The organism is Pseudomonas sp. RIT409 (genome assembly GCF_003052515.2).
GTDB lineage: Bacteria > Pseudomonadota > Gammaproteobacteria > Pseudomonadales > Pseudomonadaceae > Aquipseudomonas.
Map to the genome: position 1 here is coordinate 18012 of NZ_QARE02000008.1, position 21327 is coordinate 39338.

Genomic DNA, 21327 nt, shown 5'->3' on the forward strand with positions numbered 1-21327 from the left:
GCGTCTACTCGAATACGTGCTTGAAGCGGCGCTCGGCCAGCTTGCTGCATCCCAGGATGATCACCAGGTTGGCCACCAGAAGCAGCATGGCGATCGCAGCGCCCAGGGGCCAATTGAGGGTGCCCAGAAATTCGTCGTAGGCTGCCGTGGCGACCACCTTCAAGCGCCTGCCGCCGATGATCGCGGGGGTGGCGAATGCCGAGGCCGCCAGTGCGAAGACAATGATCGAGCCTGACAGCACCCCCGGCATGATTTGCGGCAAGATGATGCGGCGGAACACGGTCAGCCGCGAGGCGCCCAGCGACAGCCCGGCCCATTCAACCTGAACGTCCAGCCGCTGCAGGGTTGCCCACACGGCAATGACCATGAACGGCACCAGAACGTGGGTCAGCGCGATGATCACGCCCATCTGGGTGAAGAGCATCTTCACTGGTTGATCAGTAATGCCCAGGGCCTGCAGGGCGTCGTTGATCAAGCCGTTGTTGCCCAGCAGGATGGCCCAGCCCAGGGTGCGCACCACCACCGAAATCAACAACGGCCCCAACACCACCAGCAGAAACAGTGAACGCCAGCGCGGCGCCATGCGCGCGATAATGATGGTCTCCGGAATGCCCAGCAGGACGCACAGCACCGTGACCGCCAACGCCATGCTTCCCGTGCGCAGGAAGATGTCGTGGAAATAGTCGTCCTTGAACACCTCCAGGTAATTGCCCAGGCTGTAGGCGGGCATCACGCCGCCGGTGTCGCTGAACAGGTTGAAGGACAGCACCGCGGTCAGCAGCAACGGTGCCAGCAGCAGCACGATGAACACCAGCAGCGCCGGGCCACTGAGCATCCACGGCGCGGCACCGATACGTTCCGCGTCATACCTGGCCATGGGCAACCTCCCGGTCCAGCAGTCGCAGGTCATCATCCGACCAGTCCAGGCTGACGTCACTGCCCTCCTCCGGCGGCGGGCCGCCCAGGTTGGGCTGAGTCATGTGGACCAGGCCCAGGCGGCTTTCCACGGCAATCAGCCAGAGGTTGCCGAGGAACACCCGCAGGCGGATGCGGCCCTCCAGGCGCCCGCTTCCCAGCGGCACCAGACGGATTTTTTCCGGGCGGATATACACGTTCACCTCGTTGCCCAGCGCTCGGTCTTCGTGAGGGACGTGCAGCAGCGTGTCCTGCACTTGCACATGACAGCAGCGGGCATTGCGCAATTGCACCGCGCCGGGGAAGGCGTTGGTCTTGCCCAGGAAAGCCGAAGCGAAGGGTGAGTGCGGTCGCTCGTAGGCTTCGAACGGGGTATCGATCTGTACGATCCGCCCCTTCTGCATGACCGCGATCCGGTCGCTCATGGTCATGGCTTCGACCTGATCATGGGTCACCAATATCGTGGTGATGCCCAGATCGCGCTGGATCGCCCGAAGCTCGATGTGCATTTCCTCGCGGAGTTTGGCATCCAGGTTCGACATCGGCTCATCGAGCAACAGCAGATTGGGCCTAATCGCCAGGGCCCTTGCGATCGCCACGCGCTGACGCTGGCCGCCCGACAACGCCTTGGGATAACGCTCACCCAACCCGCCGAGACGCACCAGCTCGAGTGCCTCGGTGATGCGCGTCTTGCGCTCGGCCTTGCCGACGCCTCGCATTTCCAGACCGAAGCTGATGTTCTGCGCCACGGTCATGTGGGGAAACAGCGCGTAACTCTGAAACACGATACCGAGCCCGCGCTGCTCGGGACGCACGTGAGTGATGTCGCGCCCCTCGAGCACAATTCGCCCCTCGGTGGGCTGGACGAAACCGGCAATCGATTGCAAGGTCGTGGTCTTGCCGCAACCGGAGGGGCCCAGCAACGAGATGAACTCGCCTTTCCGGACGTCGAGGTTCAAGCCGTCAATCGCCTTGAAGTTGCCGTAGGTTTTGACGATGCCTTCCAGTGTGAGAAATGCCATGGGCGTACCGCAGGCGAACCTGCGCCTCCAGAAAAGGGTTCAGGAAGAAACGGGAGATCGCTGGGGCAGCGAACTCAGCGCTCGACGGTACGGTTCCAGCGCGTGGTCCATTCGGCCCGCTGCTGGTTGATGGTGTCCCAGTCCACTTTGATCAGAGCGTTGACCTTCTCCGGTCCGTACGGCATGCGAGCAGCGACCTCCGGCGACAACTGCACCGTCTGGTTGACCGGCGCGAAGCCGTTGGCCTTGGCCTGAATCGCCTGGACTTCGGGCGACAGCACGTACTGGATGAACGCCTGGGCCAGTTCGGACTGGCTGTTCGGCGTGATACTGCACGCGGCGACTTGAAGCGCGATGCCGCCCTCCTTCGGGTAGATGAACTTCAACGGAAAGCCGGTGCCCTGCAGGGCGACCGCCCGACCACTGCCATACACGGCCATGACGATATCGCCGTTCTGCATCATGCCGTCCATCTCGCCGGGCGCGGAGACCCAAGCCAGCACGTTCGGCCCGATCTCATCCTTCAACGCCTTGAAGCCAGGGTCGATATTCTTCTCGCCGCCGCCGCGCAGGCGCGCCATCTCCACCAGCGTATGCAGGCCATAGGTGTTGGTTACCGGCGGCATGCCCAGCAGTTGCTTGTAGCGAGGATCGGTCAGGTTCTCCCACGAATCGGGGGCCGCCCAGCCGCGCTTCTTGAACGCCTCCTCGTTGTAGCCGATACCGGTGGCGACAACGCCAATGCCCGTCGCTTCGGGGCTCAGCCGTGCCAGGGGATACAGGTCGTTGTAGACCGGCGCGCTGGTGAGCTTTTCACACAGGCCCATCTGCAACGCCTGGTACATCGGACCGTCGTCCATCATGGCCACGTTGATCTGCTGACGCCCCTTCTGTGCTTGCAGCTTGGCCAACGTTTCCGTCGAATTGCCCGCCACGTAGACCACCTTGACGTTGTGCTGCTTTTCGAAGGCGGGAATGACCTGGGTCTTGTACATCTGCTCGGTGGAGCCACCCACGCCGGCCACATAGAGCGTGGTCTCGGCGAACGCAGGCGCAGCCATCGAAGCGGTAAGCGCCAGCGCGGCGGCGAAGGTCAGGGTCGGTAGCGGGCGAGGACGTGCAGCGGGGAACGAATTGAGGCTATTCACAGACTATCTCCGAAGTGCGTGGGGCAGATCGAACAATGCGTCAGTCGCTTCAGGGGGCCGAAGCTGTGCATGCACGGCGCATGCTCCCCGCCAATCCATCGCGGGGCGGCGCATCTTCATGTGCGCTATGGGTTGCGGGTTCGAGTATTGCGACAGCCTCTCCATATGGTCAAATACGGATATCCGGGCGAGTTATTCATATTTGATATGGGAGACAGCATGAACCTGAGGCAGATCGAAGCGTTCCGCAGCGTCATGAGGCTGGGTTCCATGACAGCGGCGGCGGAGGTCCTGTACACCTCCCAACCCAATGTCAGCCGCCTGATTTCGCAACTGGAAATCAGCGCGGGCCTGACCCTGTTCAAACGTGCAGGCGTGCGCCTGATCCCCACTCAAGAGGGCCAGGCCTTTTTCCATGAAGTCGAGCGGGCGTATGTGGGACTGGATTCGCTCAAGCTGTCTGCGAAAAACATTCGCAATCTGGGCACCGGGCGTCTGCGTGTAGCGGCCGTTCCCTCCACCGGGCTGAGCGTCATCCCTCGCGTGCTGAAATCCTTCACCGACTCGCGCCCCGAACTCACCGTTTCGCTGCACGTCAACTCATCCCAGACAGTGGAGCAATGGGTCAAATCCCAGTTCTGCGACATCGGCATCGTGGTTCACCCCGGAGACGGCGGCAGCCAACAGGCCGAACTGCTGGCAAGGATCCCGGCCGTGTGCGTGGTGCCCGCGGCGCACCGCCTGGCGAGCCAGCCCCACATCACCTTTTCCGACCTCGAGGGCGAAACCTTCGTCTCGCTCTGCCATGGCGACGGGACGCGATCGTTGGTCGACGAATTGTTCGACGAGGCCCGAGTGGAACGGGTCATGGCCGTGGAAGCGCAGTACAGCGCCATCAACTGTGAAATGGTCGCGCTGGGCATGGGCGTCACCCTCGCCCACCCGCTGGTGGCTGAGGACTACCGGCACCGGGAAATCGCGATCCTGCCCTTCAAACCGGACATCCTCTTCCCCACCTACGTGATCTGGCCAGCGGCGCACGCCAGGACGCGTCTCGCGGAAGAATTTGTCGAGACGTTGAAGGCGTTCTACGAAGGGGTTTCGCAACACTATCCATTGGGTAACGCCTGACTCACGGTGCTTCCTCGGCCGTCCCAGGCTTCGATCACCTGCCAGCGCTGCGATAACGCCGACACGCCCGTGCGCGATGATGAAATCGCCCTGGCGGCTCTCAGTAGCGCGGCTCGGTCAAGCAACGCTATTCCTCTGTCCAAAAGCTGTGGGTGCGGTCTCACCCGTTTTCACCGCACCCCGAGCCCTTGCCCTCTCGCCGCTTTCCGACGCAAGGGACCCCTGCTCACGCCCCGGCGGGAACGCTCATGCCGCCATCGGCCATGACCACAGACCCCACGATATAAGAAGCCCGATCGGAGGCGAGAAAAGCGACCACCTCGGCGATTTCCTCGGGTTGCGCGGCGCGCTTGATGGGCGTTTTTTCCCCATGCCGGGCAAGGAAATCCGGACCGTCCTCGACCACATCGTTGAGGATATTGGTGACCACGTCTCCCGACCCGACCGCGTTGACCCGTATGCCATGGTCGATGGCCTCCAACGCGAGCGCTCGGGTGAGCTGCGCCAACGCGCCCTTGGACGCGGCGTAGGCCGCGATCGTCGGGAACGCCTGATAAGCCGCGTAGGATGCGACGTTGACGATAGCGCCCTTGCGATTCGGGATCATGGCGTGGACGGCTTCACGAGCATGAAGAAACGCAGCGGTGACGTTGACCGCCTGGATGCGCTCCCAGTCATCGCGCGTCATGTCCACTACCCGCTTATTGATGATGATCCCAGCGTTGTTGACCAGTATTTCCAGACGCCCGAAATGAGCGATCGCCGTTGCCACTGCCTTCTGCGCAGCGCCATCGAGGGAGATGTCCGCAACCAGCGGTATGAGGCCAGGCCTGGCCAATGCTTCGACCATTGGGTTTTTGTCTTCGGCCACTACCCTGGCGCCACGTTCATGCAGCATCAGCGCCACGGCGCGACCGATTCCGCTCGCTGCACCGGTGACCAGAACCACTTGGTCTTCAAACTCACCACGCTTATCAGCAGCCATAATCATCTCCTGTTAGAGGCCCAGCAGCGGGTTGCCACTGTCGACAGGCGCACTTTCTTCCCTTCTCCACCTCGCGTCTGGCGCGGTTTTGCCAGACTGTCGCGATTTTGCTTTTTATCGCTCGCTCCCGTTACGCTGCTCCTTCATTCGTGGCTACGGAAGCACCCTATGAACACGCGCAGGCAGCGTCCGAGCTCGAGTCCTCCTGAGCGAGTGCCGGCCCACCAAGTGCCCGACTATTTTCCCGCCTCCGTTCACCTGCCGATCGGCCAAAGCGTGAGCCCGCAGGTGCAGGTGCAACTGTTCAGGCACTTGAGCACCCGTCAGAGTCTGACGGTGCCTGCTGTCGCAGAACCCCTGCTGGTGCTGGTCCTTTCAGGGACGGCGGTCGTCGAAGAGCGCGTCGGCAATGAACCATGGACTGCCAACGCGGTGGCCGCTGACGACTTTTTCCTCACCATGTCGCCCGTTCCCTATGAAATGCGTTGGCAGACCGGCAGTGCAGAGGGCTTTGAAGTGATCCATCTCTATCTCGGTCAGGACCTGCTGGAACTCGCCGCGCGAGACCTGGGCGCGAGTCATGGCAGGGCGACGAAGCTGCGGGAGGTATCGGGCGAACGAGATCCGGAAGTGTCCAGATGTGTGACGAGCATCCATCGCGAAATGACCTCCGCCAGGCCCGCCAGCGGGCTGTATCTGCACAGTGTCGCCCAAGCCTTGGCGGTCCACCTCGTCCGCCGTTACCGGACCACGGACCAGCCGCTCGACCCCACGAACGCTTTGCCGGCCTACAAGCTCCACAGAGCGGTCGCGACAATGCAAGCGGGTTTGGACAGCGCATTCAGCCTGGACAGGTTGGCCACGGAAGCCGGCATGAGTGTTTCTCACTTCAGCCGCATGTTCAGCAAGGCAACCGGCCAAAGCCCTTCCCGGTATTTCATCCATTTGCGGATGGACGCGGCGCGCCAGCAACTCCTGGCATCCGACCTGAGCATCCTCGACATTGCACTCAACGTCGGCTACGCCAGCCCGAGCCACTTTGCGCAAGTGTTCAAACGCCACACCGGCCTCACGCCGCGTGAATACCGCCAGGGCGTCTAGGTTCAGTGCGGTGAGTGGGTCAGCCGACGTCTCCCTCCAACGCCATGGGCCGTCCAGAGGGCCGTCATCACAGCGACACTGCCGGCCATCGCTCCGGCCTGTCGTTCCTAGTTCTCGATCTCTCCGTGACGAATCGCCATGCTGACGGCTTGTGCTGTCGTCTTGACGCCCAGTCGGCGCCGAGCCGAACGCAAGTGGTTCTCTACCGTCCGATCCGACAAGCCGAGCGTCACGGCAATGTCCGCTTGCCGCCGCCCTGCGGCAATCCAGGCCAACACTTCACGCTCTCGTCGCGTAAGGCTTGTGACGAAGTCTCCGACGGGGGCTTCCAGTATTCGTCGTGCAGAGAAAAAGGCGGAGGTGGCCACGCTCGTCAAACCCAGGCGCACTTGCGCCGACCCGACCACTCGCTCACCCCCCAGACTCATCGCACCCTCCAGGCCCTGCGGGCCGAATACGGGAACTTGAAGCCCTTGAACGCCTGGGCCGGATGGGGAACGGATCAACTGATAGCGTGCGTCTGCCGGGCTTTGGCGGTGCGCCTTTTTCCAGAAGAACGCCTCACGCGTATTCAACATGTGGCGGCTGACAGGGCAACGGCGGATATAGGTCGCAGCATCAACAGGCTGATCGTCGTCGAACCAGTCCCCTTCGACCCAGTAGATGCGCTCGATCACTTCTTCACCGGTTGAGGAGGCGGAAAACAGCACGAAGCGGTCGTAGCCATACGGTTGCGCGAAGCCCCGGACCGCCTTTTGAATCGTCTCCAGGTTGCGCGCCGCTTCGATCTCGAGTGCAGCGCGCATCGCGGCATCAGCCAGTCCGCCAGTCACTCCCCTGCGACCGCTTTCAACAACGTGTCTGCGGCGAGCTTGCCCAAGTTGTTTCCAGCCAGGGGGCTGTCGCCGGTCAATAGTTTGCGGTCTTTAAGGGTGGCCCCGGAGATGTCCTGATTGACGATCTCAACCCCAAGCGCCTGCAGCCGCTCGCCGAACTTCCAGGTCAGATGCCCAGGCATGTAGCCGATATCCGGTGTTTTTGCGTCCAGCGCATCGGGGAAAGCGCAAATCCTGTAGCCACTGAACGGGTAGGAATCCTTCGATTCGCCGAGGCCCGCCGCCAGCAGCGCCGCCGGACCATGGCACAGCGAAATCACGAATTTGTCATGGGCCACCGCCCACTGCAGAACGGACTTCACATCCTCACTGGCGGGCAACCCAATCAGCGCACCGTGACCGCCAGGGATGAACACGCCGATGTAATCCGAATCGTCGCCCAAGGCCGTCTGGATCACATCCGCCAGTTTCAACGGCGTTCTGAACTGGGCGCTGTATCGGGTGTAGAAATCCTTGACCTCAGTGTCTTCGGAGGGCATGGCCCAATACTCGAACTTCACCGGATTGCCAGACAGCGTCGCCACGTCGAACGCGAAGCCCGCTTTATCGAGGTGGTACATCGGAAGCAAGGTTTCGACCGGGTGGTTACCCGTGGAAAACAGTGTCCCGTTGTCTGTCGGCAGGTAACGCTCGTCAGCACCGATGAGCAAGATCTTCCACCGGCCACCCGCATACGGGGTAGCGTAGTTGGCGTCAGCGAGATCGGACTTCGGCGATGTGAACTGGCTCAGCGAATAGGGCGAAGGGAAAAAGGCATTGTGTTCTGCGCGGTCCGGGGTCGGCCGTTTGTCATCGCTTGGAGGGGTGACCATGTGCTTCTCCTTCGAAGTTCAGGGGGGACGAAACCATGCTAGTCCCGCGATCCTGGCCTCGCAATGAGGGTTATCCCCCAATCCCTGCACCTTCCACTGCGTACCGGCAGCAAGAGAAAATCAAAGGTTATCGAGCAAACACTCGCCCGCGCGCTGTCGTTGCGGGGCCAGACCGCACTGCCCCGCGTTCCACCAGGCAAGAAGGTCAGTCGGGGACAAGGGCTTGGCGAAATGGTAACCCTGGCCTTGCTGACAGCCCCAACCCCGCAGAAGGTGGTAGTGCAGCTCGGTCTCCACCCCTTCAGCCACCACCGTCAGGCTCAACTCCCGCACCAGGCTGATCAGCCCTCGGATGATGTGCCACTCGCTGTTACCTGGCTGCAGATCCGCCAGCAGCGAGCGGTCCAGTTTGACGCTGGTCGCGGGAATCTGCCGCAGGTACGCCCAGTTGCTGTAGCCGCTGCCAAAATCATCGATGCCGATGGCCACGCCGAGATCGCGGAATCGCTGCAATTGCGCGCGGACGGCCTGGAAATCGGTCACCAGTACACTTTCAGTGAACTCCAGTTCGATGAAACGAGGTGCCACGTCGAATGCCTGGAGCGCTTCGACCAATAGATCGAACAGACGCCCATCGGTCAGGTCCAGCGCCGAAACGTTGAGCGATGCCGTCATTTCAATGCCTTGAGCCCGCCATGCGGCCAATTGCTCACAGACCCGCCGCATGACCCAGCGGGTGATATGACGAATCGACGCCGTGGATTCAGCCAGCGGAATGAATTCAGCGGGGCTGACTTCACCCAACGTGGGATGCGTCCATCGCAGAAGTGCCTCGACGGCGACGCATCGGCCACTGGCCAGGTCGATGCGCGGCTGGTACACCAACCTGAACTGATCGGGAGAAACGAGCGCTGCTTCAATGGCGTTGAGCAGGGCTGTGCTGCGGCGCAGACCGGCGTCGATCAACGGGTCGTAATTGAGCCAGCGCTGTTCGCTGCGTCGTGCCGCGTCGGTGACACTGGCCATCAGCCGCAGGATATCCGTCGTCCCGTCTATTTCACGCTCAAGCTCCAGTACGCTGATGCCCACGTCCGAAAAGATCGGGATGTTTCCGCTATACAGTGGGCACGCGAAGGCCTGGACCAAGTCGGCGCTCAACCGGGAAATAGACAATGCCGGGGATCCCTCGAGCAATGCGACAAAGCCCAGCGTACCGGAGCGGTACAGCCGCGCGCCCTCGGGCAATAGCTGAACCAGCAGCTCTTTGACCGCCAGCATGAAGCGGGTGAAAAACTCGCCACCCAGCGCCTTGGCCAGGCTGTCCATCCCGGACGCGGAAAGCGGCTCGATCATCATGGCGATGCGGTCGGCCTGGCCGAATGTGTCCTTGATGTCGGATTCGAAACGTTGCCGATTGGGTAAACCCGTCACCGCGTCGATGTAGTGGGCGCGGTGAATGGATTCCAGTCTCGCAACCACGACACTGGCCGCGTTGCGCAACAAGGTTCGCCCTTGCTCGTCCATCGGAGGGTGAGCCTGATGGTCAATGACGCACAACCTGCCCAGAGTCTGACCCGACTTGACTCTCAGCGGAGCGCCGGCGTAGTACCGAATGTAGGGAGCGCCTGTCACCAACGGATTGAGCGCAAAACGAGGGTCTTGGGTGGGGTCGCATATTTCCAGCACCGCTTCTTCGCCCAGGCCATGGGCGCAAAAGGACACTTCGCGGGAGGTCCGTTCAGCCTCCATGCCGACTCGCGCTTTGAACACCTGGTAGTCACGCTCGATGATACTGACCAGAGAGGTGGGCACCCCGAAGTGCTCGGCGACCATCGTCACGATGCCGTTGAGCACCGGGTCTGAACCGCTTTGCAAGTCGGCCGTCAAACGGTCCACATCGACCAGCCGCACGCGTTCTTGTTCGGACGAAAGGTTCCACTGGGTCATGAGGGTGACTACTATGCGACGACGGCTGGAAACACCGGACTTAGGGGTTCAGTTGAAGCGTGAGCTTACCGTTACACGCCCTTTCATACAATCGCACTTTGCCATCATCGGGTTAGCGAAAAGCTATCGCCCAGGGTGGTTGGGCCGCTTAAAGCTGAGGGTTGCTCTGCCGCTAAACGTCAAGGGTTGCACAGCGTGGCGCCAGCGACCGGCAGCGATCTCGCTTCCGAACTTTCCGACCCGGCCCCAACGGAGCCCCATTTGATCAGTATTCTCTCGCGGACCCCGGACGTGGTGCGCCGACTGGCTCGGTCCCAGCCCAACACACTGGTACGCTACGCGGGTACCGTTCTGGTCATCATGCTGTGTGCCGCATTACGCGTTCAGCTTCCCTTCACCGCCCTGCCGTACTTGTTTTTCATCCCTGGCCTGATGTTCATCGGCTTCTGCTTCGGCGTTGGGCCGTCCACCCTGGGCTGCGTGCTGGCTGTCCTGACGGCGCACTACTTCTTCATTGGTGAAATCGGCTTCAACGATGGCTGGACCGCCTGGCTCAGCAGCGCAAGCTTTGCCTTGGTCACCCTCGTCATGGCGGTGGTGTGCGCATTGTTCCGAAAGACGTTGAATGCCCTTTCCGATGTCAACGACCGCCTGGAACACGAGGTCGAACGCCGCACGCTGGAGCGAGATGGCATCTGGAACGTCTCCCCCGACCTGATCTGTACCCTTTCCGATACGGGCACTGTGGTGGCGATGAATCCCGCCTGGCAAACCGAAACGGGGCACACCCACCAGGCGCTCAAGGGCGGGGCCTTTTTCAGCTTCATTTCCCCGTCGCAACTGTCCGATGCGCTGCGCGACCTGAGCAGCGGGCCGATTGCAGAACTCGATACCCAAGGCGTGCGCGCCAATGGTCAACCCTTGCACTTGAACTGGCGCATTGCGCGCCGCCAAGGCTTGTACTTCGCGGTTGCAAGGGACATCACCCTCTACAAAGAGCGGCAGGAAGCACTCGATCAAGTCCGCTCGCAATTGCAGCAAAGCCAGAAGATGGAAGCGGTCGGCCAACTGACCGGCGGCTTGGCCCACGATTTCAACAACCTGCTGACGGTCATCACGGGCAGCCTCGACATGCTGGAGCAGCTTATCGCTCAGGAGGGCCGAAAGGATCTGACTCGCTACGTCGGGCTGGCCCGCAATGCGTCCGGCCGCGCGGCCTCGCTGACGCACCGATTGCTGGCCTACGCCCGGCGTCAACCACTCGCCAGTTCCGTCGTGGACCTGGGGTTGCTGGTTCACGACATGGAAGAACTTATCAGCAGGACCCTCACGCCGCGCATCGAGCTTACCCTGCTGACGCCGGAAGAGGCCGTGCTGTGCTATTGCGACGCTCACCAACTGGAAAACGCGATCGTGAACCTGTGCATCAACGCACGGGACGCCATGCCTCAGGGGGGACGGTTGCAGATCGAAATCAGCCGGACTCTTCAGGAAGATGCTGCAAACCCGGAGACTGGGCCATTTGCGCGGGTGCGGGTATCGGATACCGGTACGGGCATGCCCCAAAGTGTGCTCGAGCGCGCCTTCGACCCCTTCTTCACCACCAAACCTCTAGGCTCAGGCACTGGCCTGGGCCTGTCGATGGTGTATGGCTTTGCCCAGCAGTCTGCTGGAGGTGCCCGAATCGAATCGGTGATGGGTGAAGGTACGACCGTCAGTCTTCTGCTGCCGCTGCATGATGGCCCCGCCACCCCCAGTGGGGTCGGTCCGGCCACCTTTGACCCAGACGATGGGCAGGCCAATGACGCCGCTTTGCTCATCGTCGACGATGAGGTCGCCATCCGCGATCTGGTGGGCGAGTCCCTGGAAGGCATCGGTTATCGGGTCACCAAGGTCGGGACCGCCGCGCAAGCGTTGCGAGCGCTGGAAAGCGAGCCACAGACCCGCCTGCTCATTACGGACGTCGGACTGCCCGGCAGCATGAGTGGCGATGAGCTGGCCGTGGCCGCATTGGCGTTGCGGCCCTCGCTCAAGGTCCTGTTCATTTCCGGCTTCGTGGAAAATGTCATCCCCGCGATCGCCCTGAAAAGCGGCCAGACCGAACTGCTGCTGAAGCCGTTCGCGGTGAATGAGCTGAACGCAACGGTTCATCGCCTGCTCGCCCCGCGCTGAGCGGGCTGGGTACCGCAGAAGTCCGCCCATCGAAACCACAGGCCGACGTGGCGCCGGGCTCGAATGCCCATGCGATGACCTCCGAGCCACCCGACGCCAACGCTTGATGAAGCAGGTTAGCTCACTTGATTGGCAAACCTGCCGACTGCATCGACCACCCGCTTGGCGCCGTCCTGAATCTCCACGATGACCTGCCCTGCCTGGGTGGCAAGGTCCAGGCCCTGCTCCGCCTGAGACTTGCTGTTTGCCATCTCGGCCACGGTCTCATCCACCAGTTTCTGGTTCTGCAAGACCACCGATGCGATTTCTTCGGTCGCGGTACTGGTGCGCCCCGCCAGTTGCCGTACCTCGTCCGCCACGACCGCGAACCCCCGTCCTTGCTCACCTGCACGCGCCGCTTCGATGGCAGCATTCAATGCCAGCAAGTTGGTTTGTTGGGCAATGCTGCTGATCGTTTGAATGATCGAACTGATGAGCAACGATTGTTTGCCCAGCGCTTCGACCCCGCCCGAGGCGGCCTGCATGTCCGACGCGATTTTTCGCATGGTGTGCATCGTATCGTTGACCACCACGGCTCCCCGCTGAGCGCTGACATCGGTCTGCCGGGAAATTTCGAAGGCGGTCTGGGCTGCCCCGCTGACCTCCTGCTCACGGGCGATCTGGTCCGACACCACGGTCGCGAACTTCACGACCTTGCACAACGTGCCTTCCGTGTCATAGACCGGGTTATAGGTCGCCTCCAGCCACACGGTCTGCCCGCGGCTGTCGACGCGTTCGAACCGGCCACCGACGAACTCGCCCTTGTTCAGCTTCAGCCAGAAATCCTTGTACGACTGGGACGACGTCTCCTGCGGCTTGCAGAACATACGGTGGTGATTGCCTTTGACCTGCCCCAGGTTGTAACCCATGGCTTGAAGGAACTGATCGTTCGCCGCCAGCACCTGCCCTGAGAGGTCGAATTCGATCACGGCCGTCGAGCGGAGCAGCGCCGCGATGAAAGAGCTGTTCTCCGATGCCTTTTCAACGCGGGCAGTGATGTCCGTCGCATAACCGGTCACATGACGCAATTGGCCGGCCGCGTCCGTGATGGGCTGCCAGTGGGCATGCAGCCACATCAGCGAACCGTCAGCATGCAAATACCGGTAGTCGTCGCTGATGGACGTGCCCGCGGCGACTGCCGCTCGGAAATTATGAAAACACGGCAGCTTGGACACGTACTGCGGAACGATGTCAGCCATGGCACGCCCTATCAACTGATCCGGCTTGTAGCCCAACGTGGTCGCAAATCTGTCGTTGCAGGCGATGATATGAAACGCCGAGTCAAGGGTCAGCGTCAGCATTTCACGGTTCAGGCCATCGCGCAGTTGGCGCAGCTCCGACAGTTCGGTGGCCTGTGCGTGAAGCTGCTGCTTGATTTTTGTGTTGAACATGGGAAGCCGTCTCAGGGGTCAGTCTCAGGCTATCGGCGTGTCAGGCCGCAAATTGAGGGCTGTTCGACGGGCAGTACTGGGTATGCAGCGTTGATCGGATGATCGGCTCAAGCCGCGTCCGCGGGCGGCATCGCACGCACAGCGGACCTCGCTCATCCAGACATCACGAGCGCAAGGCGGCGATTCAAGCGCGCCGCCGGGCGGGTCATCCTCCGGGATTCTCTGGCAGCGCTACGCCCTTTTCATCCCTGGCACTTCCATATTGATCTTGCGCCAGAACGCCTCAGCGAAGCTGTAGACCGAAAAGGCGATGAGCCCCAGCGCCATCACGATCAGAATCAGCCAGCCGGCGGGGAGGTTCTGCAAGGCGTCGAGGGCTTCCTTCATCCCAGGCGGGTCCACGGCTTGGTAAGCGGAGCCGCTGACGGCCAAGAGCACGGCGATTTCGATGAAAACCGCGCCACGGGCGATCAGCCCGACCCTGGAAACCGGACGCACGTACCGCATCACGTCTTCGTCGGCCTCGAAATACTTCTCGAATGACGCCTTCCAGCCCTTGATGATGTGCGCGACGCCGACACCGAACGGGACGAGCGCGATCAGGTAGACCAGCAGATTCGAATGTTTCCAGGACAGCAGATGTGCCAGCCAGTCTTTGGTTTGCCCGCCGGAATCGTCCGAGCTTCCAATGCCGCTCAAGAGCAGGCCTAGCGCAAAAAAGGCCAGTGCCCCGTTGACCAGGCCACCGGCCAGTAAACCGGCGCGGATGATCAACCCTTTGAAGTCCTTGCCGTGATGGTCGACATCACGCGTTGCCTGCAAGACACGCCACCCGGCAAACGCGAGCAAGCCTGCGACCACGAGCCCGACCAGAAAGTAGCCAAACGGCTGACCTAGCAGGGCTTCCAGGCTTTTGTGACTGTCTTTGGGCTTCGTCGAATCCTGTGCCGCCAACAGCGCGAAGATGCCGATGATCAGGTACAGCACGCCCCGAGCGGCGTACCCTCCCCGTGCTAGAACAATCAGGCTTTGGTGCGGTGACATTGGCTGCTTTCCCGTAAGTGATAGAGGAACAGACTCGTCTGGGATGCAGGGGTTCTATCCGTGAGGCCGCGCCCAGCATGCGCGTTGCAACGCGCGGGGCGCTAGTGACAAGCGAGCTCGAACGCCTGTTCGATGGTGTTGAGCAATGCATTCTCTGAATCCTGTTTGCGGCGCACCATCGACAACTGACGCGTCGGCGCCGAAGGGCCGAACGAGACCTCCCGCACGGCATGAGCAACCAGATGCTCCTTGCGCAGACGCGGCAGCACCGAAACGCCCAGCCCCATACCCACCATCGCGATGATGGCGTCCGCACTGGGCACATCGAGCAGGGCCTCGCAGTGGGGGATGAGGTGGTCAACGAACCGGGCGGCCATTCTGCCGACCACCAGCTTGCGATCCAGACGAATCCACGGATACCGCTTCAGGTACTCCGCAGGCGCGTGACTTTCCAGTTGCGCGGGCACCACCAGCACCATGGGCTCACACAGTAGATCCTTCCAATGCAGGCGTGCAGATCCGCCCCCCGGCGGTCGGACGAGAATGGCGGCGTCCAAGCGATCCGCCTTCAACGATGAAAGCATTTCCGGGGTATTGGCACGCTCCAATTGCAGGGTCAGGCCGGGTGCCCGTTTTTGCAGTTCCGCGACGGCTCTGGGCAACAGGGTGGTCTGGACCGAACCCGTGACGCCCAGCCTCACTCTGCCCGACATCGAGGGGTAGCGCTGGGCACGCAGGTTGTCGAGATCGGCGAGCGTGCGCGCCACGGTGTTGACCAGCAGTGAGGCGAATCGCGTCGGACGCACGCTGCGGCCGGACCGGTCAAACAGCGACTGGCCGAAATACGCCTCTAGCTGCTTGATCTGCAGGCTGACGGCGCTGGGTGAGAGGTTCACCGCCTCTGCGGCGGCCGCGAAGGACCCTCGTTCAAGCGTCGCCTGCAGCGTTACCAGGGCCTCGATTTTCATGAGAAATCCTCGTCTTTGGATCGACAAAGAATAACTTTTCTGGGTGGATCAGTCCCCTATGATGGCGGCGACAAGAAAGCAATGAAGGGGGGACCACTCCGATGCGACTTCAAGATTACCCGCTGGCATCCCATACCGTGCCGCATGGCAGTGCGACCTATCGGATACCCAAACGCCTCAAACCCATCCTCTCCCTGGATGACTTCGAGGTCGCGGCGCGCCGACATCTCCCCAAACCCATCTTCGCCTACGTCAGCGGTGGCGCGGAGAACGAACGCTCCCTTCGCGCCAACAGTTCCGACTTCGACGCTTACCAATGGGTGGGGCGCGCGTTTACCGACACCTCAGCGCGGAGCCTGGAAACGTCGTTGTTCGGGCACCGCTACAGCGCGCCCTTCGGCATTGCCCCGATGGGCATCAGCGGGCTCACCGCTTTCGAAGGGGACTTGATTCAGACACGTGCGGCTGCCGAAGCCAACCTCCCCGCCATCATGAGTGGCTCCTCGCTGATGCCCATGGAAAAGATCGTTCAAGCCAACCCGAACGCCTGGTTCCAGGCCTACGTTCCCGGCGAGGAAGAGAAGATCGTGGCGCTTCTGGATCGCGTGCGCCGGGCAGGCTTCAAGACACTGGTGGTCACTGCGGATGTGCCGGTGTCCGCCAACCGGGAAAACCTCATTCGAGCCCGATTTTCCACTCCGTTGAAACCCGATCTGCATTTGGCCTGGCAAGGCCTCACGCATCCCCGATGGCTGATAGGCACCGCACTGCGGACCCTCCTGCAGCATGGAATGCCACATTTCGAAAACTCCGGGGTCAAGCGTGGCGCACCGATCCTGTCAGCCAACGTGATGCGCGATTTCGGCGCCCGTGATCACTTGAGCTGGAAACATTTGAACCTGATGCGAGAACAGTGGAAAGGCACCTTGGTGGTTAAAGGCATTCTTGACCCGCTCGATGCGCTCAAGGCCCGGGAAGCGGGTGCCGACGGCATCATCGTGTCCAATCATGGCGGTCGCCAACTGGATGGCAGCGTCTCCCCTATGACCGTGTTGCCTGAGATCGTCGCGGCCTGCGGCGATCACTACCCCGTCATGATCGACAGCGGCTTTCGCCGAGGCACCGACATGCTGGCCGCCCTTGCCCTTGGCGCCAAATTCGTGTTCGTGGGGCGGCCCATGAATTACGCCGGCGCGGTGGCGGGGCAACCTGGAATCAAACATGCGATAGGCATTCTGGCTACCGAGCTGTCGAGGAACATGGCCCTGCTCGGCATTTCGCGGCCAACTGAAGTCGACCGTGACCGGCTGCGGATTCGTCGGGCTGCGCTACCTGAATGCGTCCCGGGCATTCAGCTGGCAAGCAACCGCTGAAGCCTCAAGCCAATCAACGCCAGACCGGCAACCCCGTTGGTTCACCGCTCGATGCGCAAATAGCGCCTGCGCCAGGCATCGGAGCCAAAGATCAGCGTAATGCCGATGTGTTAAACCAGGGACAGCGAGCCGATGGTCCCGACGATGGCCGGGTAAAACCAGCCAGGCGCCACGATCGGGCACGCGGCGGCGAAAGCGCTGGGACCCGCCCCGCTCCCGCGATCGCCTGTCACCCTCCATCGCAATCATGGCGCCTCAGCGATGACCAGCGATCACCGATGACGTCGAGCGATCGGGCGACCGAGTATTCGCGTTTGCCCGGCATAGGCGCTTCGGGCCAGTTCTTCTGGAAACGGGCCCGCCCCGTGACAAGCGTGAACGCCGGGCCAATGGATCAGCGGGAGAGCCCGTTCGCTTCGAACAGCCAATCGAACGCTTCCCGGACGGTGGGCGACGCCGTCGGCACCGGGCTTGAGCCGATCTGTCGCGTGGTGCGCTCGAACAGGTCTTTCACACCCGGCAGCACTGACACCGGCAGGTCAGCGGCGCGCAGTTGGCGCTCGGCTTCCTCGACCTCTTTGAGGCGCCGTGGCGCATGGACGACATGGGTGCGGATGAGTGCGCCGAGAAAATCGCGCAGGCTGGCCTGGTCGATGTCGCTCAACGCCTCGTGCAACTGATGAGTGACGCCCTGCTTTTCGGCCGCCATGAAGCACTCGATCGTCAGCGCTTCGAGGCCCTTGGTGAACACGCTTCGCAGGATTTTCAGCGCGGCCGCATCGCCTGCCGCGCCGCCTTCTACCGGCTTGAGCGGCGCACCCGCCGAAGCGAACAGGGCAATGGCGCGTTCAAGCCCCTCGCCGGCCCCCAGCAGGTTGGTTTTCTCATGGGTCAGGGCAATCGCGCCCAGGATCGCCACGTCGACGTAAGCGACACCGAGCTGCGCCGCATGCGCAGCGGCGGTTCTGATCTGAGCGGGGTCGGCCGTGGTCATGTCAACGAACAACGCACCCTCGCCCATCCCGCCAAGCGCCTGCTGGGCAACCGAAAGAGAAACGGTGCCAAACACGCAGGACACCACCACGTCGCACTGAGGGGCGAGCTCGGCAACGGACGTCATTACCTGCGTGCCGAGATCGGCCGCGAACGCCTGGGCGTTGGGTGAAGGTTTCAGGTCGCACAGAAGAATGTCGTGCCCTGCGGCCGACCATGGCCGTGCGTAAGTCAGGCCGACTTCACCGGCTCCGATAATGCCTATTTTCATTGTTCTGATATCCGCTTCAGTGGGCCGCGTAGGCGCCTTTGTAAGTCCCGGCCGCAATTTGCGCCAGCATCTCTGCCTCTTTCAGTTCGGTGGCATGGCACCGCTGCAACAGGCTTTCGGCCTGCGACATCGGGAAGGCCACGACACCATCATGATCGCCGACGACGATATCGCCTGGCGACACGACCATGCCGTCAATGCTCACCGGCACGTTGATTTCGCCTGGGCCGTTCTTGTACGGCCCGCGATGAAAGCCCGCACGGGCGAACATCGGAAATGCCCCCTGGCCGATGGTTGCCAGGTCACGAATGGCACCGTCTACTACCACACCGGCAGCGCCGCGCTTCTCGGCAATCGCCGCCATGATGTCGCCCATCAACGCACGGCTGAGGTCGCCCCCGCCATCCACCACCAGGACTTGGCCGGGCCCCAGGATGTCCAGGGCCTGATGAATGGCCCGGTTGTCCCCACAGGGGACTTTCACGGTCAGCGCGATGCCCGCCATGGTGCCTTCGATGCGATGAAACGGCATGAGGCGCGCCCCGGGCAGGCGGTCCAGGCAATCGCTGATGATGGAGGTCGACGTGCGGGTATAGGCCGCCAGCAGCGCGTGGACGTCCGGTGGAATGGCGATAGCGTTCATGGGGAATCCTCAGATGGCAGATACCCAGAGCATAAAGAGCGTGTTAAATAGAAAAAGCGATATTATTCTATGAACTTACATGCAAATAAGGAATGAGTGTGATTACGTTGAGGCAACTCACCGCCTTGCATTGGATCGAACGCCTCGGCACGTTCGAGCGCGCTGCCGAGCATTTGCATACCACGCAATCGGCGATCTCCAAGCGTGTCCAGGAATTGGAATCGATCACCGGCCTGCAACTGTTCGATCGTTCGCAACGCGGGGCACGGCTGACTGCGACGGGCGAAGAGGTGCTGGTCATCGCACGGGAAATGCTCGCCCTGGCGGACCGCATCGCGGCGTTGAAAGATGGCAATCACGTGGTGACGCGACGCCTCAGGCTTGGGGTCACGGAGCTGACGGCCTTGACCTGGCTGCCGCGTCTGATCGCGCGGCTGGTGGAAGACTTTCCAGGGCTGACGGTCGAGCCTGAAGTCGACATGAGCCGCAACCTGCATGAAAAACTCATGGATGATTTGGTCGACCTGATCATCATTCCCGACACGTTCACCGCGCCGGAGGTGACCTCAGTGCCGCTGGCGATCGTGGAAAACGCCTGGATGGCCGCTCCCGGGCTGATTGCCCAGTCAGGCGTGGTGGGCCTGGCCGAACTCGCCAAGTACCCGATGCTGGTGCAGGGCAAGCGTTCCGGATCGGGCCTGTTCGTGAACAAATGGCTGGGGGCGCTGGGCATCGAACTGCCCAAGACCCTGTCCTCCGACAGCCTCACCGCCATGCTCGGCCTCACGGCCGCCGGGCTGGGCGTGACCTACCTGCCGCTGGAATGCTTTCGTCCGTTGATCGACGAAGGGAAGCTGACCATCATCAAGACCGACCCTGAATTGCCGCCGGTGCCGTACATGGCCATGTATCGAAACGACCGGCCCTCGGCCTTCGTCACCGAAGTCGCCTCCCGTGCGGTCGAGCTGTGCGACTTCACTCGGCAATTGCAGAGCTGAGCTGACCGGATGCAACGCCCTGGGCGCGCCGCTTTCGGTCTGGCCCGTCAAGCCGCCGCCCGACGGGCTCCAGGCGAGCGTTTACCCGCCAGCCTGTTGTTCGAGAGGGTCGGCAGGTTCTTGAATGGACAGCACGAAAATCAGTGCCGCCAATGAGCAGACGCCCAGGAAGACAAAGACGGCCGTCCAGCTGTAGCTGTCCAGCAGCATGCCAGTGATCAGCGGCGCCATGGCCCCACCCGCCTGACCTGCGCTGTTGACCAGCGAGGCGGCTACCGGATAGGTGGTCCGCGTAGTCAATCCCATCGAATACACCGAGAACGAGGAGTAGCCGATGTTCAGCAGAAAGCCGGTACCGAACAGCAGCGCACCCACCGAAAGCAGGTCGTTCGGCGCGTACACCAGCGCGATCATCATCACACAGGTCGCCACGGCGCTGATCATCATGGTGGGCTTTCTACGACGGTCCAGCACCGTGTCGGACAACCAGCCGCCCACGATATTGCCCAGCACACCCCCCGCGAACGGCAGCGAGGCAATGAAACCGACCTGCATTAGCTCGAAATGCTTCACCTCTCCCAAATACTTCGGCAGCCAGGCGAGCAGCACGTTGACCACGCCGGTCATCAGCAAATAGCCCAGGCCACAGCCCCAGACATTCCACGACGCGAACACCGACCGCGACGTCGCCAAGGGCGGGGTATGCTTGTAGCGCAGCAGCGTGTCCAGCACACCGAAGCTTTTATGGGCTCGTACGGCGACATCGCCAGCCTTGGCCGTGTCCTCGGTGTAAGTGGCCTCGGCGTCATTGACCCGGCGGCCCGAGCGTGGATCGTTAGGCACCAGCCACCACCAGATCACCGCCATCAGCAGCCCCGGAATGGCGAACGCAAAAAACATCGTGCGCCAGCCATCGAGCAGGATCAGCGCAGCCCCGATGGGCGGCGCGATCACCGCGCCCATCTTGGCGGCCGACAGAAAAGCCCCCGTGGCCAGCCCTTTCTCGCGCGCCGGGAACCAGCGGTTGATCGTGCTGAGCATCGACAGGGGCAGCGCGGCTTCGGCCACCCCCAAGGCTGACCGGTAGATTTTCATCAGGCCGAAATTGTGCGCCGTGCCGATCAGCAGCGTGACAACGGAAGTCATCGCAATCGACACCGGTGCGACCACGCGCACGCCGACACGGCTGAGCAGAAAGCCCGCCGGAATCTGCCCCAAGGAATAGAACAGGAAGAAGGCGCTGACCAGCAGCCCGGCCTGTGCGTTGGTGGCACCGAACTCTTTTTGGACGTACGGCAGTGCGATGCCGATGTTGGCGCGGTCCGCTGCAGCCAGCATGTAGACCACGACGATGACCGACAGAACGACCCAGCGATACCTTGACCGTGCCGCCTGGACAGCGGTGTCAGTGGTGGCGATTGCAGTCATGGCCCCTCCTTTTTTTATGCTTATTGGAGTCGCCATCGTCGGCATTCCGC

At 62.0% G+C, this 21327-nt stretch carries 18 protein-coding genes; 5 read left to right on the top strand and 13 right to left on the bottom strand.

What is annotated here, in order from left to right; genetic code table 11:
- Positions 1-4: 4 nt before the first annotated feature.
- From DBP26_RS12070 to DBP26_RS12080, 3 genes are all read right to left on the bottom strand, one after another.
- Positions 5-877 carry an ABC transporter permease gene (locus DBP26_RS12070; protein WP_108238283.1) on the bottom strand — a complete coding sequence of 291 codons (873 nt, stop codon included), beginning with the start codon at positions 875-877 and terminating at the stop codon, positions 5-7.
- Positions 864-1937, bottom strand: coding sequence for an ABC transporter ATP-binding protein (locus DBP26_RS12075; RefSeq protein ID WP_108238282.1), 1074 nt, complete (start codon positions 1935-1937; stop codon positions 864-866). The genes DBP26_RS12070 and DBP26_RS12075 overlap by 14 nt, the downstream gene beginning before the upstream one ends.
- A 74-nt stretch (positions 1938-2011) precedes the next feature.
- The gene (locus DBP26_RS12080) at positions 2012-3085 is read right to left on the bottom strand and encodes an extracellular solute-binding protein (RefSeq protein WP_256600511.1); all 1074 of its coding nucleotides are present in this window, start codon (positions 3083-3085) and stop codon (positions 2012-2014) included.
- A 219-nt stretch (positions 3086-3304) separates the two neighbouring features.
- Between DBP26_RS12080 and DBP26_RS12085 the strand changes: the two genes are divergently transcribed.
- Entirely contained in the window at positions 3305-4216 is a 912-nt protein-coding gene (locus DBP26_RS12085; RefSeq protein WP_108238281.1) for a LysR substrate-binding domain-containing protein, read from the top strand.
- Positions 4217-4442: 226 nt separating this feature from the next.
- Here the strand turns inward: DBP26_RS12085 and DBP26_RS12090 are convergent, their stop codons facing one another.
- Positions 4443-5201, bottom strand: a complete 759-nt coding sequence (locus tag DBP26_RS12090) for an SDR family oxidoreductase (RefSeq protein WP_108238280.1) — start codon at positions 5199-5201, stop codon at positions 4443-4445.
- Positions 5202-5369: 168 nt separating this feature from the next.
- Between DBP26_RS12090 and DBP26_RS12095 the strand changes: the two genes are divergently transcribed.
- Positions 5370-6302: a helix-turn-helix domain-containing protein gene (locus DBP26_RS12095; protein WP_108238279.1), complete on the top strand. Its 933-nt coding sequence runs from the start codon at positions 5370-5372 to the stop codon at positions 6300-6302.
- Between the two features lie 107 nt (positions 6303-6409).
- Here the strand turns inward: DBP26_RS12095 and DBP26_RS12100 are convergent, their stop codons facing one another.
- The 3 genes from DBP26_RS12100 to DBP26_RS12110 form a co-directional block, all read right to left on the bottom strand.
- Positions 6410-7108, bottom strand: coding sequence for a PA1136 family autoinducer-binding transcriptional regulator (locus tag DBP26_RS12100; protein ID WP_256600510.1), 699 nt, complete (start codon positions 7106-7108; stop codon positions 6410-6412).
- Between the two features lie 23 nt (positions 7109-7131).
- Positions 7132-8010, bottom strand: a complete 879-nt coding sequence (gene hchA, locus DBP26_RS12105; protein WP_108238277.1) for a glyoxalase III HchA — start codon at positions 8008-8010, stop codon at positions 7132-7134.
- Between the two features lie 120 nt (positions 8011-8130).
- Positions 8131-9957, bottom strand: coding sequence for a GGDEF and EAL domain-containing protein (locus DBP26_RS12110; protein ID WP_108238276.1), 1827 nt, complete (start codon positions 9955-9957; stop codon positions 8131-8133).
- Between the two features lie 261 nt (positions 9958-10218).
- Here DBP26_RS12110 and DBP26_RS12115 point away from each other — a divergent pair, with 261 nt between their 5' ends.
- Complete coding sequence (locus DBP26_RS12115; protein WP_108238275.1) at positions 10219-12129, top strand: ATP-binding protein; 1911 nt, start codon at positions 10219-10221, stop codon at positions 12127-12129.
- Between the two features lie 116 nt (positions 12130-12245).
- Here DBP26_RS12115 and DBP26_RS27455 read toward each other — a convergent pair whose 3' ends face one another.
- From DBP26_RS27455 to DBP26_RS12130, 3 genes are all read right to left on the bottom strand, one after another.
- Positions 12246-13559: a PAS domain-containing methyl-accepting chemotaxis protein gene (locus tag DBP26_RS27455; RefSeq protein WP_108238274.1), complete on the bottom strand. Its 1314-nt coding sequence runs from the start codon at positions 13557-13559 to the stop codon at positions 12246-12248.
- A gap of 231 nt (positions 13560-13790) precedes the next feature.
- Positions 13791-14603 carry a DUF1206 domain-containing protein gene (locus DBP26_RS12125; protein WP_108238273.1) on the bottom strand — a complete coding sequence of 271 codons (813 nt, stop codon included), beginning with the start codon at positions 14601-14603 and terminating at the stop codon, positions 13791-13793.
- A gap of 101 nt (positions 14604-14704) precedes the next feature.
- Positions 14705-15571 carry a LysR family transcriptional regulator gene (locus tag DBP26_RS12130; protein ID WP_108238272.1) on the bottom strand — a complete coding sequence of 289 codons (867 nt, stop codon included), beginning with the start codon at positions 15569-15571 and terminating at the stop codon, positions 14705-14707.
- 101 nt (positions 15572-15672) lie between these two features.
- Between DBP26_RS12130 and DBP26_RS12135 the strand changes: the two genes are divergently transcribed.
- Positions 15673-16944, top strand: a complete 1272-nt coding sequence (locus DBP26_RS12135) for an alpha-hydroxy acid oxidase (protein WP_108238271.1) — start codon at positions 15673-15675, stop codon at positions 16942-16944.
- 394 nt (positions 16945-17338) lie between these two features.
- Here DBP26_RS12135 and DBP26_RS12140 read toward each other — a convergent pair whose 3' ends face one another.
- Both DBP26_RS12140 and DBP26_RS12145 read right to left on the bottom strand, forming a co-directional pair.
- Positions 17339-18208 (bottom strand): NAD(P)-dependent oxidoreductase, encoded by an 870-nt coding sequence (locus DBP26_RS12140; protein ID WP_108238270.1) that lies wholly within the window; start codon positions 18206-18208, stop codon positions 17339-17341.
- A 16-nt stretch (positions 18209-18224) separates the two neighbouring features.
- Positions 18225-18851, bottom strand: coding sequence for an RraA family protein (locus tag DBP26_RS12145; RefSeq protein ID WP_108238269.1), 627 nt, complete (start codon positions 18849-18851; stop codon positions 18225-18227).
- Positions 18852-18943: 92 nt separating this feature from the next.
- Between DBP26_RS12145 and DBP26_RS12150 the strand changes: the two genes are divergently transcribed.
- Positions 18944-19849, top strand: coding sequence for a LysR family transcriptional regulator (locus DBP26_RS12150; RefSeq protein ID WP_256604723.1), 906 nt, complete (start codon positions 18944-18946; stop codon positions 19847-19849).
- An 81-nt stretch (positions 19850-19930) separates the two neighbouring features.
- Here DBP26_RS12150 and DBP26_RS12155 read toward each other — a convergent pair whose 3' ends face one another.
- Positions 19931-21277 (bottom strand): MFS transporter, encoded by a 1347-nt coding sequence (locus tag DBP26_RS12155; RefSeq protein ID WP_108238267.1) that lies wholly within the window; start codon positions 21275-21277, stop codon positions 19931-19933.
- Between the last annotated feature and the right edge of the window lie 50 nt (positions 21278-21327).

Excerpts from the sequence above, each read along its gene's own strand:
- DBP26_RS12070 (WP_108238283.1), bottom strand. The coding sequence starts at position 877 with ATGGCCAGGTATGACGCGGAACGTATCGGTGCCGCGCCGTGGATGCTC.
- DBP26_RS12075 (WP_108238282.1), bottom strand. The coding sequence starts at position 1,937 with ATGGCATTTCTCACACTGGAAGGCATCGTCAAAACCTACGGCAACTTC.
- DBP26_RS12085 (WP_108238281.1), top strand. The coding sequence starts at position 3,305 with ATGAACCTGAGGCAGATCGAAGCGTTCCGCAGCGTCATGAGGCTGGGT.
- DBP26_RS12090 (WP_108238280.1), bottom strand. The coding sequence starts at position 5,201 with ATGGCTGCTGATAAGCGTGGTGAGTTTGAAGACCAAGTGGTTCTGGTC.
- DBP26_RS12095 (WP_108238279.1), top strand. The coding sequence starts at position 5,370 with ATGAACACGCGCAGGCAGCGTCCGAGCTCGAGTCCTCCTGAGCGAGTG.
- DBP26_RS12100 (WP_256600510.1), bottom strand. The coding sequence starts at position 7,108 with ATGCGCGCTGCACTCGAGATCGAAGCGGCGCGCAACCTGGAGACGATT.
- hchA (WP_108238277.1), bottom strand. The coding sequence starts at position 8,010 with ATGGTCACCCCTCCAAGCGATGACAAACGGCCGACCCCGGACCGCGCA.
- DBP26_RS12110 (WP_108238276.1), bottom strand. The coding sequence starts at position 9,957 with ATGACCCAGTGGAACCTTTCGTCCGAACAAGAACGCGTGCGGCTGGTC.
- DBP26_RS27455 (WP_108238274.1), bottom strand. The coding sequence starts at position 13,559 with ATGTTCAACACAAAAATCAAGCAGCAGCTTCACGCACAGGCCACCGAA.
- DBP26_RS12125 (WP_108238273.1), bottom strand. The coding sequence starts at position 14,603 with ATGTCACCGCACCAAAGCCTGATTGTTCTAGCACGGGGAGGGTACGCC.
- DBP26_RS12130 (WP_108238272.1), bottom strand. The coding sequence starts at position 15,571 with ATGAAAATCGAGGCCCTGGTAACGCTGCAGGCGACGCTTGAACGAGGG.
- DBP26_RS12135 (WP_108238271.1), top strand. The coding sequence starts at position 15,673 with ATGCGACTTCAAGATTACCCGCTGGCATCCCATACCGTGCCGCATGGC.
- DBP26_RS12140 (WP_108238270.1), bottom strand. The coding sequence starts at position 18,208 with ATGAAAATAGGCATTATCGGAGCCGGTGAAGTCGGCCTGACTTACGCA.
- DBP26_RS12145 (WP_108238269.1), bottom strand. The coding sequence starts at position 18,851 with ATGAACGCTATCGCCATTCCACCGGACGTCCACGCGCTGCTGGCGGCC.
- DBP26_RS12150 (WP_256604723.1), top strand. The coding sequence starts at position 18,944 with ATGAGTGTGATTACGTTGAGGCAACTCACCGCCTTGCATTGGATCGAA.
- DBP26_RS12155 (WP_108238267.1), bottom strand. The coding sequence starts at position 21,277 with ATGACTGCAATCGCCACCACTGACACCGCTGTCCAGGCGGCACGGTCA.